The following is an 11,996-nucleotide window of genomic DNA, read 5'->3' as shown; positions in this document are numbered from 1 at the left end:
TAAATTGTGAACAAACTGTTAAAAGTGGTAAAACAGAGGGGGTTTTGGGTAAAAAACGGCGTTCTGTAACCCATTTGTTACCAGAAAAGCGGCGGAAAATTTCCTGCCCGCGCACATTTGCCGGGGCGGGGCTGATGGGGCTGGTGAAAATTTTATGCGGTTCCCGCTTCCGGGCGCACAGGGTTTTACCGCTCCAGTTCCCGCCCCTCCCAAGCGCCCCGCAAGGCCGCCGCCATCTGCGCCGCCTGGAGGGAGGGGGCCACGTCGTGTACCCGGATGAAATCCGCGCCCCCTAAAAGGGCGGCGGTGTGTGCCGCCAGGGTTGCGGGCAGGCGCTTTTCAAAGGGCGGGCTGCCGCAGGGCTGGCCTGTCACCCGCTTGCGGGAGGCCGCCATCAGGCAGGCCGCCCCAGGGACGCGGGTTTTGCCCACCTGGGCGATGAGGCTGAGGTTTTCCTCATAGGTTTTCCCAAAGCCAACGCCGGGGTCAAAGCACAGGCGCTCTTTCGGGACGCCCAGGCGCTCTGCCGCCCTGAGGCGTTCCAGGAAAAAGCCCTTTACATGGGCGAGGATGTCCGGCACGCCGCCTGTGGGGCACATGACCACGCAGCCGCAGCCGGAATCTGCCACAGCCCGGAGCATTTCCTCCGGGAAGCCGGAAACATCGTTAATGATATGCGCCCCCAGGGCCAGGGCCTTTTTTGCCACCCAGGGATAAAAGGTGTCGATGGACAGGGGCACATGGGTTTTTTCCAGAATGGCGGGCAGCACCGCTTCCAGCCGCTCCCACTCCTCCTCCTGGGAGATGGGGGTGTATCCCGGCCGGGTGGACTGGCCCCCAATATCCAGCACGTCCGCCCCCTCCGCCTCCATTTCCATGGCCCGGGTTAGGGCGGCGGCAGGGTCAAGATAGCGCCCGCCGTCGGAGAAGGAATCGGGGGTTATATTGAGGATGCCCATAATATAGGGCCGGGTGAGGGGGAAGCTGTGGCCCCGGGCTGTGAAAACACCTGTCATAAGCCCCTCCCAATCCGCATTTCCTGCCGCCAAAGGGGCGGCGGGCCGTCATCCCCCCAGTATTCATCCAGTTGGAGGATTTTTCCATTTTGCATTTTAAAAAAAGACACCGCGTGGAAGGAAAGGGATTTGTCCCGGGCATACACGCGGGTGGCTGTTACCAGCGTGTCCCCCAGCTCCTCCGCGCGCTCTACCTGGCATACCCACTCCCCGGGATATTCGCAGTTGGCCTGCAAAAACTCCTGTACGGAAAAGCTTTCGTTTGTGCAGTGCCAGTTGATCCGGGCGCTTTCCCAGAACCAGGCGGCAAGGGCCTTCCTGTCCTGGCTGGCAATGTCCTGCCAGTATCTTTCTATGTCAAAGCCGCGCATTTCCATGCCAGCCCTCCTTTTACTTCCCGCCCAGCAGAGACATGACTTCGGCCCGGGTTTTGGCGTCTGACCGCATACAGCCCCTAAGGGCGGAGGTCTGGGTCATGGCCCCGGCGGCCCGGGCGCCCCGCATGGTCATGCATAAGTGCTCGGCCCGGATGAACACTGCCACCCCCAGCGGCTCCATATGCGCATAGAGGAAATCGGCTATCTGCCCGGTGAGCCGCTCCTGCACCTGGGGCCTGCGGGCAAAGCAGTCCACTATCCGGGCGAATTTGGAAAGGCCGATAATCTTCCCGTCCTTGGGGATATAGGCGATGTCCGCCCGCCCGATAAAGGGCAGCAGGTGGTGCTCGCATACGGAATACAGGGGGATGTCCTGCACCAGCACCAGCTCCCCATGCCGCCCGCCTTCGTGGAACAGCTTCAAATGCGCCGCGGGATCCGCCCCCAGGCCGGAGAAAATCTCCTCGTACATCCGGGCCACCCTGGCGGGAGTTTCCCGCAGGCCTTCCCGCTGGGGGTCTTCCCCCACTGCCTCCAGGATTTCCCGCACAGCCCGTTCGATCCGTTCCCTGTCCATTGGCACGCCCCCTTTTCTATCTTCTTTTATTATAGAGCAAACCACTCTCCAGGTCAAGGCGGGGCGTGGGGAGTAATCCATTGCAAAGAGTTTATGCCGACAGTGTAAGGTCGTGGGGTTCCACCCCACACCCCGCAAACCCTTTTGAGAAAAGGGTTTGATCCTAAAACTAATTTCCTGTATTTTGATTTTCTTTATTAAACTTTGCGTTTTAGACATTCTCGGGGTGTGGAGATGGGCAGATAAGGGGGAAACGGCACAGCCCCACGCCATGCCGTTTCCCAGAATTGCTATAAAATTGTGTTTGGTTCTAAGAAGTTGTACCGATAGGAGTGGCCCTATTGGTACGGCTTCTAAATCCCCAGAAGGCCGGGCACTGCGTCCTTCATCTTCTGGATGACTGCCTCGCTGCCCTCGCGGGTTGCGCCCTTGCCGGAAAGGTAAATCTTGATTTTCGGCTCGGTGCCGGAGGGGCGCACAATCAGCTTGCAGCCGTCCTCCAGGCGGTATTCCAGGACGTTGGACTTGGGCAGGTCGATGGCGCCTTCCTTGTCCCCATAGGACTGGGAGGCCTGGTAATCGCTGCGGCCCGCAACCTTTGTGCCGGCGATTTCGGCGGGGGGCGCGCTGCGCAGGCGGTCCATAATGCCGTTCATGGTCTTCATGCCGTCCTCGCCCTCAAAGCCGAAGTTCATCAGGTCGTTCTTATAATAACCGTATTTTTCATACAGGGCGTTCATGGCGTCTACCAGGGTCATGCCCTTGCCCTTATAATAGGAGGCCATTTCGCAGATGAGCATGCTGCCGTCTACGGCGTCCTTATCCCGGACATAGCCGCCGGACAGGTAGCCATAGCTTTCCTCAAAGCCTAAGAGGTAGCTGTCGGCATTGCCTTCCTTCTCCTCCAGCTCGGCAATGATGTCGCCGATATACTTAAAGCCTGTGAGGCACCGGCGCAGCTCTATGCCGTACTCTTTGGCGATGGGGTCTACCATGTCGGTGCTGACGATGGTGGTGACAGCCACAGGATGGGCGGGAAGCTTCCCCTGCTCCTTCTTTACCCGGGCGATGAAGTCTAAAAGCATAATGCCCACTTCGTTGCCCGTCATCAGCACATACTGGCCTTTCTGGTTTACGGCAATGCCTACCCGGTCGCAGTCCGGGTCTGTGGCCAGGAGCAGGTCGGGCTGCACCTTTTCGCACAGCTCCAGGCCCTTTTGCAGGGCTTCCCGGATTTCGGGGTTGGGATAGGGGCAGGTGGGGAAGTTGCCGTCAGGCTCGCTTTGCTCGGGCACAATGGTGATATCCTTTACGCCGATTTTGTCCAGGATGCGGGTGACGCACATTTTGCCCGAGCCGTTTAAGGGGGTGTAAACCAGCTTCAGGTTGCTGGCGTCCCCGATAAGGCTTTCCTTATACACGTCGTTGATAAAGGCTTCCACTGTCTCCTCGCCGATATACTCGATGAGGCCCTTATTAAGGCCCTCCTGGAAATCCATCTTCTTTACGCCTGCGAAGATGTCCAGGGAATTGATTTCATTCATAATGCCGTCTGCCATGTCTGCTGTGACCTGGCAGCCGTCAGAGCCATATGCCTTGTAGCCGTTATACTTGGCGGGGTTATGGCTGGCGGTGACGCAGATGCCCGCGTCGCACTTCAAGTGCCGCACCGCATAGGAAAGGGCGGGGGTGGGCATAAGCTGGGGATAGAGATATGCCTTAATGCCGTTTGCCGCCAGCACTGCCGCGGACTGCTGGGCAAAAGCCACGCCTTTGTTGCGGCTGTCGTGGGCGATGGCCACGCTTTGGGGCTTGCCGTCAGCGTGCTTTAAAAGGTAATTTGCCATGCCCTGGGTGGCCTTGCGCACAGTGTACACGTTCATGCGGTTGGTGCCCGCGCCTAAAACGCCCCGCAGGCCCCCTGTGCCGAACTCCAGATCCCGGTAGAACCGGTCGTTGATTTCCTCGGGCTTATCCTTCACGGACAAAAGCTCTTCCGCAAGGTCTTTGTCGTCCAGCTCCTGCTGGAGCCATCTCTCATATTCAGACATGTTTTCTCGTCCCTTTCTTGCCTTTGCAGCCGCCCGGATGCGCAGGGCAATCTGCTAAAGTTTCTACTATTAAGATTACCATTTTTTGTATTGCTTGTCAACTCGAAATACAGGGCTTGTTGGAAAAAAACCAGGCGCGCGCTTTGGCCTGCCAGGCCTTTTCCCTGCAAAAGAGGCATGGTTCTGCCGGAAGCGGGGAAATGTTCAGGAAAGTGTCTGCCCGCCGTCACATGATTTTCACAAAGGCGGGGGATAATAGAACCACAGCAAGAGGAAAGCCAAAAACATGCATCTGCAAACAGCGTCCATAATACAATTCTTTGAAAGGAGCATTGGTTTATGTATTCCCCTTATGACGATCAAAATAAAAACAATCTTTCGGAAGCCGCCTCTGAGGCAGGGCAGGAAAAGGGCCAGGGCGCTTCCCCGCCCGCTGCCGGCTATGGCACAGGCAGCTATCCCTATACAGCCCAGACAGGGGGCCAGGGGTATTACTCCCAGCCTTCCCAGCAGCCCCGGCCCGCCCAGTATACCTGGGGGACAGCCCAGCAGCCCGGCGGCTTTTATCAGGGAGGCGGGCAGCCCCCCAAGCCCCCTAAAGAGAAAAAGCGGGGCGGGAAATTCGGCCTGAAGCTTTTAGCGGCAGTGCTGTGCTGCGCGGTGGTTTCCCTTGGCTCTGTAGGCGTTTTCGCGGCCCTGATCCAAAACGGGGTGGTGGCGGTGCAAAGCCCGGAGGGGGCGGAGTCTACAGCGGCTTTTACCTTATATAAGCTGGAGGGCGCGGGCAAAAACACCACCCCAACTGCCACAGCAGGGGAAATGACCTCCCAGAAGGTGGCCCAGAAGCTGATCCCCTCTGTGGTGTGCGTGCAGAACTACCAGATAAGCCAGCAGAGCATTATGTTCGGCGGCATTGAGTATGCCCCTGCCGAGGGCGGGGAGGTTTCCCCCGCCGGGGAAGGCTCTGGCATTATCTTCTCCAAAGATGGGTACATTGTCACAAACCAGCATGTGATAGACGGGGCTACCAAAATCAAGGTGGTTACCCATGACGGCATGTCTTATGAGGCAGAACTTATCGGCGAGGACACCCAGACCGACCTGGCTGTGCTGAAGATTGAGGCGGATCAGGAGCTGACCCCGGCGGAGTTTGGCTCTTCCGAGGACTTGCAGGTGACGGACACAGTGATGGCTATCGGCAACCCCGGAGGCATCCAGTTTAATTCCAGCGTGACCATGGGCTATGTGTCCGCTTTGAACCGGCAGATTACAAACGGCGACACAGGCTTTACCCTGAACTGCATCCAGACCGACGCGGCTATCAACCCCGGCAACTCCGGCGGCGCGCTGGTGGACATGATGGGCCATGTGGTGGGTATCAATTCCTCTAAGATTGTGGCGACAGGCTATGAAGGGCTTGGGTTTGCCATTCCTTCCGACACAGTGCAGCCTATTGTGTCCGACCTGATTGAATATGGTTATGTGAAGGACAGGGCGGCTTTGGGCATTTCTGTCCGCTATATAGACAAGATGAACGCCATGTGGTACGGCCTGACTCCCGGCTGCCATGTATACGAACTCCTTACGGAAAACGCCAGCAAGTCCGGCTTGCAGCAGGGGGACGTGATTACTGCCATTGACGACACCCAGATTACCTCCGGCACTACGGTTTCTGCTTTCCTGGCCACCAAGAAGCCCGGGGAAACGGTGACCCTGACAGTGGACAGGGCTATGACGGGGGAGTCCGGGCTGCAGATTGAGCTGGTTTTGTCAGAAAACTCCGGCGTGTCCGCCAAGCGCCAGGAAAATTAAGCGTACAAGTTTCTTTTTCATAAATCTCCTTTTTCAAGCAGGACGCCCCATGCAGAGATGCATGGGGCGTTTTGCTATGGCTCTCCTGCCGGGAAGCGCGTCAAAATATGACAAATTTCGTGACGAAGTTTCACGAAAAGGCAGTGTTTTCCAAAACCGGAGGTGCCCCTCCTGGAATTTTGCCTCCATAAAAGATAATATTCTCCTACAACAATTATCTATTCAGGAGGTTCAAATGCATACAAACACATTATTTACGAGAAAATTTTTAAGTGGCCAGATACGCAGCCTGCGCCTTGCCCGCCGGGCCACCAAGCAGGCTATGTCGGAGATACTCCACATGGACGTCCGGTCTTACTCTGATTTGGAAAAGGGGAAATACTGCCCCTCCGGCCCGTCCCTGCTGCTGTTTTTGAAGTATGCGGGCGGCCCCGCGGCTTTAGATCTCATCCACACCTTTTACGAGGCTGTGCAGCCGGAAAAGCCGGCCCGCAGGCAGGCCCTCAGCCTGCCGGAGCTGCGGAACCGGATAAAGGACTGGCTGGACGGCGGGAATGTCCCGGAAAGCCTGTTTGAGCATCCCCTGGCAAATTTTGACATAGCGGAGACAAGGGGGAAGGTGATAAACCGGGTTTACTATGCTGTCCCCCGGTATTCCCCTGTCCGCCGCCATCTGGACTGCTTCGTTTTCTATGAGGAGAACACCTTCCAAAAGGACGACGCGGGGGACTTGGTGCTTTCCAGCTCCCGGTTCTATTCCCAGAAGGGGTGATGGGCGGGCCGGGCAACCAGGAAGGCCCCGCCTCCTTTCCCAGAGGCGGGGCCTTCTGCGCGGGGGTATGCCTGTTTTACCGGGCGTTCATCCACACCAGCATTTCCCCCGCGCCCCGGTTGTTCCACAGGAAATAGGGCACCAGGGTGAGGGAGGCGGGACGGGTGGGGGCCGGCGCCGGGGCGTACAGGGCGTTTGCGGGCCACTTTTCCCAATCTATCTGGGAGCCTGCCGCTTTTACCACTGTGACGCCGCCGAAAAGGGGGCTTGTTTCTAAAACGGGGGGCTGGGAGAGATCAGCGGTGAAGCTGTTTAACAGGGGGCCGTTGTCCGCCTCCTCGGCGCAGTATACCAGCGGCCCCCGCTGGACGCAGGCTTTGCCGCAGTCTTCCAGCACCTGGGGGTTGGCCTGGAGGTATTGGGCCTTCATGTCAAAGGACAGGGTGTATGCGTCCCCGTCCTGGGGGCACAGCCGGGCATACCCCTGGGAGAGGGTGAAGCTTACGGGAGCGCCTGCCTTTGTGATGCGGAAATTTTCCCCATAGCCGGGCACGCGGAGGTACACCTCCACCCCGGCGGGGCCGCTGTAGGCTATCTCCGCTTTGCCCTCCCAGGGCATGGAGGAAACGCACCGCAGCCGGGCCTTGCCCTTTTCCGTTTCAAATTCCCCTGTGTTGCCAATATACAGGTGCTGGTAAATGGCGTCCCCTTTCCGGGTGTAGATATAGCCCCCCAGGCCGCAGAGGGTGCGGGTGATGTTGGGCGGGCAGCAGGCGCAGCCAAACCACTTTACCCTGTCCGGCTCTACGTCCTGGTGATCCCGGCGGAACCGGGCCACCTCCGGCTTTACCAGCAGGGGGTTCACGTAGAAATAGTGCTCCCCGTCCTGGGAGATGCCGCTGAGCACGTTGTTGTAAAGGGCGCGCTCCATAATGGCGGCATACTCCTCCTTTGGCTCCAGCCGCAGCATCCGCAGCGCCCACATGGCAAGGCCGATGGCGGCGCAGGTTTCCGTATAGCAGGTGTCGTTGGGCAGGTCGTAGTCGATGGTGAAGCACTCCCCCTCCCCCTGGGAGCCTACGCCGCCGGTGACGTACATCCGCCGCCTTGTCACGTTTTCCCACAGCTTTTCCAGGGCGGCCTTCAGGGTGGGATCCCCTGTTTCCAGGGCCGCGTCCGCCGCCCCTGTGAAGAAATACATGGCACGCACCGCGTGGCCCTCGGCGGTTTCCTGCTCCCGGATCCTGGCGTGGGCCTGGTGGTAGGACGCCTGGAACCACCTGTTTTTGCTGGCGTTTTGGAAGCCTGGCTCCTCTAAGAAGCCGGGCTTTGCGCCCCGGTTTTCAATAAAATACAGGGCCAATTCCTTATACGCCTCCTGGCCTGTGGCCCGGTATGCCTTCATCAGGGCCAGCTCGATTTCCTCGTGGCCGGGGCAGGAGGAAATCTGCCCCTCCCCTTCCCCGAACACCTGGCGGATAAGGTTCACCGTTTTTTCCATCACCGTTAAAAGCCTGCTGCTGCCCGTCACCTGGAACAGGGCCACAGCGGCTTCCAGCATGTGGCCCGCGCAGTACAGCTCATGGCCATGGGCAATGTCCCGCCAGCGCTCCTCCGGCTTTTCCAGGATGAAATAGGTGTCCAGATACCCGTCCGGCTGCTGGGCCTTTTCAATGACGCTTACAGCCTCCTCCAAGGCGGCCCGGATTTCCGGGCTGTCTTTATACAGCAGGCTGTAGGCCGCCGCCTCTATCCACTTGGCAAGGTCGCTGTCCTGGAACCGGAAGCCCCCGAATTCCCCTTCCGCCAGCCCCGCGCAGATTTTGAAATTCATTACCGCGTGGCTGGGCACTGCCCCAGGCTCCTGGTCGTTGAGCACCCGCCACTGGTAGGGCACCGCCTTTTCCACGGCGTTGCCTATCCGCCCGTTCCAGAAGCTGTCGTCCACCTTTACGTCTTTTATGCTGATTTCCCGCTTTGGCGCCATGCTCTTGTCCTCCTTTGTTTTTTTGATGTTCTGCTCTTTTCGCCTGTTACACGGCCGAGGCCCCGGAAAATGCCCGGAGGGTCCGGCTATAGTTGCGGATCAGCACCTCTTCTACGGCGCCGCGCTTGCGGGCGTTGGCGTTGATGGCGCGCTTGGCCTTGACAACGGTGACGTCATATGCCTGGTACAGCTCCCGGATGAAATCTGTGGCGGAATTGGAAAGCATGAACTTGACGCCGCGCTTTGTCAGCCCGTCGCAGGCCTCCTTCAGCCGGATCTGCTCCGCCCTGCCAAAGCCGCCCTGGTTATACCCGGTGAAATTGGCTGTGCCGGAAAGGGGATCGTAAGGGGGATCCAGGTAAACAAAGGCGCCTTTCCCTACCCGCTCCAGGGTTTGGGAAAAGTCTTCGCTGCAAAAGGTGATGCTGCTGGCGGAAAAATACTGGCTTACGGCCCGCAGGACAGGCTCGTTTACAATATTGGGGTTTTTATAGTGCCCAAAGGGGGTGTTGAACTCCCCGGAGGAGTTTACCCGGAACAGGCCGTTGAAGCAGGTTTTGTTTAAATAAAGCAGGCGGGAGGCCTTCTCCACCCGGGACAGGGCGCTGTATGCCTTCTTGTCCCTGTCCATGTCCCGCATCATGTAATAGTAGTCCGCTGTGTTTTCATGGGTTTGCAGGGACGAAATTAAAGCGTCCACGTCGTCCCGGATGGTTTCATACACCAGCATTAAATCCTGGTTTAAATCATTTACAACCGCCTTTTTGGGCTGGATGGAGAAAAAGACCGCCCCGCCGCCTAAAAAAGGCTCGCAGTAAGAGGAAATCCGCTTGGGAAGCAGCGGCGTGATGGACTCCATTAGCTGGCGCTTGCCGCCTGCCCATTTTACAAAAGGAACTGCCCGTTTATCTTTAGCCATTGCGCGCACCACCTCTTTTATGCAGAATACTATACCATAATTTGCCCGGACATGCAAGCCGGGGGGGGGATGGGGAGTGTCCAAGCGAGTCGTGGTTTTCTGCTCACCATTGTCATGATATGGATGTTTTCCCGGATCGGGGTGCGAGGCTTGCGGTTAATAAACCAGTACAGCTCGTCAAGCTCTGCCGTCTCCTGGCAGCCAGAGGTCCTCGCCTTTTAAGATCCATGCTGTTCGTCAGGAAAGCAGCAGACGAGTAAAGAAAGGATATATTTGTACGCTCCAACGGGCAAAGCCTTTGCCGCCTGCAGTGCGTTCACATGGGAGGCAGCGCCACAAGGGGCGGCGCGGGAGAAGCCCCGCTTCCCTGCATTTGCTCGCGCTTTTTAGGCAGAAGCTGAAAAAAAGCACCTGGAAGGCCTTCCCAGGTGCTTTGCACGCGTTCATCCCTGCTGGGATTTTGTCTGCCCAGTGGTTTTAGTGAGGAGGGCCAGCAGGGTGGCTTTTTCCTCCTCCTGCAGGCTGGCAGTAATTTCCTTGCCCCACTGGCCCAGATAGGAACGGATTTCCGGGGCCAGGGCTTTGCCTTTTTCGGTGAGGTACAGGTTGTTCTGGCGGCGGTCCGCCTGATCCGTTTCCCGGCGCAAATATCCTAAAAGCTCCAGCTTTTTTGTGTGGCGGGCTACATTGCATTTATTGATGTACATATGGTTGGCAATGCAGTCCTGGCTGGCGCCAGGATGCCGGTCTACATGAAGCAAAATCATGTACATGGCCCCGGAAAAGCCATAGTCCCGCAGGCGCTCCCCCATGAACTTGCTGCGGCTGCGCTGCAAAAAGGTAAGGGCACGGCCGAATTCCCGGACAAATGTATCCTGGCGTGCCGTTCTTTTCCCTGCTTCGTCCATGCCACCCCTCCTCAGCACTTGATAAACTCATATGTACATTATAATCCCCCCAGAATGAAAAAGTCAAAGAATTTTCTGTAAAGATTTTATGACGCAAAGCCAGAAAAAGAAGCGCTATTCGCTCACCAGCTCCTTGACAGACACCTTGCCAATGGGTTTTATAACCGCGGCGCCTCCAAAAACATACAGGCCGGCAGCAAAACAAGGCAGAACGCCATTCCGGCAGGCGGATGCCCGTTTCCCATTTAAGCCGATGTACATACGGTTGGCGCGGATGTTGCAAACTGTCACACGCATGCGACCCGCCGTCACGCATTTGCTGGTATAATTTCTACTAAACAGCAAGGTGGTACTGAACATGATATTTCTTTTCCCTTCCAGGCTCAAAGAGCTTCGCCAGTCCATGAATCTCCACCAGGAAGCGCTGGCCAGTTTGTTAAGCGTAGACAGAAGCACCATCTCCTCTTACGAAAGCGATATGCGGCAGCCTCCGTTAGGCACGCTTATGCGGATCGCAGACGTATTTGGCGTAAGTACAGATTATCTGCTGGGAAGGACAAAGCAGCTTTCCTTTGATGAATTTGACCTGGACGGGGAAGACATTGCGGCTCTCCGCAGGATGGCCTTCGCGCTTTCCGAAAAAAACAAGCGGATTCATCAGATGCAGGAACACTAAGGAGGTTATATAATGCCCCAGGATAACAGGGAACCATTCGGAAAGATGTATCAAAGCGCGGAAGATGGCGGGACGGTATTCATCCCGGCCAGGCCGAGGGCCGGCTTGGGCGATCAGGCCAGGATATTAAGGGTATGTGCTTATTGCCGCGTATCTACAGGCAACGACGAGCAGCTTTCTTCCTTTGAGCTCCAGCAGGCGCACTATAAGCAGCTAGCCAAGGACAAGCCTAACTGGGATTTAAAGCATATTTATGCAGACGCGGGCATTTCGGGCACTTCCCTGAAAAACCGCGACGCCTTCAACGCCATGATTGCCGCCTGCGAAAACGGGGAATATGATCTGATTGTGACAAAGCAGGTTTCCCGCTTTGCCAGGAACCTGGTAGACTGCATCTCCCTCATCCGGAAGCTCAAGAACCTTGAACCGCCTGTTGGCGTGCTTTTTGAAACAGACAACCTGAACACGCTGGACAAAGACTCAGAATTCATACTGGCCTTTCTCGCCTCTTTCGCACAGGAAGAATCGATTAAAAAGCGGGAAGCCATGATCTGGTCGCTGGCACAGCGCTTCAAGGACCGCAGGCTGCTGACGCCCCCCTTGCTTGGATATGACCGGCAAAGGGATGCTGCCGGCAGCTATATCAAATACGCCCCCCTGATAGTCAATGAGGACGAGGCCAGGGTCGTCCGCTTTATTTTCGATGCGTATTTATACGGCTGGACGCAGGCAGATATCGCGGCCTTCCTGACAGGCATTGACTGCCGGACAAAAACCGGAAGCACGAAATGGAACAGCAGCTCCATCGGGTATATCCTTTCAAATGCTTCTGCTAAAATAGGACTAAGACAGAAATCCTTACAGCAAGAGGGCACTGGCTTAGTCCTGTTTGATTTTAGTG

At 57.0% G+C, this 11,996-nt stretch carries 11 protein-coding genes and 1 pseudogene; 4 read left to right on the top strand and 8 right to left on the bottom strand.

What is annotated here, in order from left to right; translation table 11 throughout:
* Nucleotides 1–185 precede the first annotated feature (185 nt).
* The 4 genes from folP to VSQ30_RS02355 all read right to left on the bottom strand — a co-directional run bounded on the left by folP (nucleotide 186) and on the right by VSQ30_RS02355 (nucleotide 4,021).
* Nucleotides 186–1,016: a dihydropteroate synthase gene (gene folP, locus VSQ30_RS02370; RefSeq protein ID WP_160641761.1), complete on the bottom strand. Its 831-nt coding sequence runs from the start codon at nucleotides 1,014–1,016 to the stop codon at nucleotides 186–188.
* The gene (locus VSQ30_RS02365) at nucleotides 1,013–1,393 is read right to left on the bottom strand and encodes a nuclear transport factor 2-like protein (protein WP_334461720.1); all 381 of its coding nucleotides are present in this window, start codon (nucleotides 1,391–1,393) and stop codon (nucleotides 1,013–1,015) included. Before VSQ30_RS02365 ends, folP begins: the two co-directional genes overlap by 4 nt.
* 13 nt (nucleotides 1,394–1,406) lie before the next feature.
* Entirely contained in the window at nucleotides 1,407–1,970 is a 564-nt protein-coding gene (gene folE, locus VSQ30_RS02360; RefSeq protein ID WP_160641759.1) for a GTP cyclohydrolase I FolE, read from the bottom strand.
* Between the two features lie 353 nt (nucleotides 1,971–2,323).
* On the bottom strand, nucleotides 2,324–4,021 hold the full coding sequence (locus VSQ30_RS02355) for a phospho-sugar mutase (protein WP_334461717.1): 1,698 nt from the start codon (nucleotides 4,019–4,021) through the stop codon (nucleotides 2,324–2,326).
* 339 nt (nucleotides 4,022–4,360) lie between these two features.
* Between VSQ30_RS02355 and VSQ30_RS02350 the strand changes: the two genes are divergently transcribed.
* Both VSQ30_RS02350 and VSQ30_RS02345 read left to right on the top strand, forming a co-directional pair.
* Nucleotides 4,361–5,833: a trypsin-like peptidase domain-containing protein gene (locus VSQ30_RS02350; RefSeq protein ID WP_334461715.1), complete on the top strand. Its 1,473-nt coding sequence runs from the start codon at nucleotides 4,361–4,363 to the stop codon at nucleotides 5,831–5,833.
* A gap of 235 nt (nucleotides 5,834–6,068) precedes the next feature.
* Nucleotides 6,069–6,605: a helix-turn-helix domain-containing protein gene (locus VSQ30_RS02345; protein ID WP_160641756.1), complete on the top strand. Its 537-nt coding sequence runs from the start codon at nucleotides 6,069–6,071 to the stop codon at nucleotides 6,603–6,605.
* 76 nt (nucleotides 6,606–6,681) lie between these two features.
* On the opposite strand, the gene VSQ30_RS02340 is transcribed toward VSQ30_RS02345, so the two are convergent.
* The 4 genes from VSQ30_RS02340 to VSQ30_RS02325 form a co-directional block, all read right to left on the bottom strand.
* Nucleotides 6,682–8,592, bottom strand: coding sequence for a glycoside hydrolase family 127 protein (locus VSQ30_RS02340; protein WP_334461712.1), 1,911 nt, complete (start codon nucleotides 8,590–8,592; stop codon nucleotides 6,682–6,684).
* 46 nt (nucleotides 8,593–8,638) lie between these two features.
* Nucleotides 8,639–9,511, bottom strand: coding sequence for a DNA adenine methylase (locus tag VSQ30_RS02335; protein WP_160641754.1), 873 nt, complete (start codon nucleotides 9,509–9,511; stop codon nucleotides 8,639–8,641).
* Nucleotides 9,512–9,954: 443 nt separating this feature from the next.
* Nucleotides 9,955–10,419 (bottom strand): MarR family winged helix-turn-helix transcriptional regulator, encoded by a 465-nt coding sequence (locus VSQ30_RS02330; RefSeq protein WP_334461709.1) that lies wholly within the window; start codon nucleotides 10,417–10,419, stop codon nucleotides 9,955–9,957.
* Nucleotides 10,420–10,533: 114 nt separating this feature from the next.
* Nucleotides 10,534–10,716 carry a hypothetical protein gene (locus VSQ30_RS02325; RefSeq protein ID WP_334461706.1) on the bottom strand — a complete coding sequence of 61 codons (183 nt, stop codon included), beginning with the start codon at nucleotides 10,714–10,716 and terminating at the stop codon, nucleotides 10,534–10,536.
* A gap of 61 nt (nucleotides 10,717–10,777) precedes the next feature.
* Here VSQ30_RS02325 and VSQ30_RS02320 point away from each other — a divergent pair, with 61 nt between their 5' ends.
* Together VSQ30_RS02320 and VSQ30_RS20740 are read left to right on the top strand one after the other, a co-directional pair.
* Complete coding sequence (locus tag VSQ30_RS02320) at nucleotides 10,778–11,095, top strand: helix-turn-helix domain-containing protein (protein WP_160642896.1); 318 nt, start codon at nucleotides 10,778–10,780, stop codon at nucleotides 11,093–11,095.
* Nucleotides 11,096–11,107: 12 nt separating this feature from the next.
* A pseudogene (locus tag VSQ30_RS20740) lies at nucleotides 11,108–11,914 on the top strand (recombinase family protein); the annotation flags it as partial.
* Nucleotides 11,915–11,996: the final 82 nt, after the last annotated feature.

The sequence above is a fragment of the Acutalibacter sp. JLR.KK004 genome (assembly GCF_036941085.1).
Classification (GTDB): domain Bacteria; phylum Bacillota; class Clostridia; order Oscillospirales; family Acutalibacteraceae; genus Acutalibacter.
This window is presented reverse-complemented; position numbering and strand designations above follow the sequence as displayed.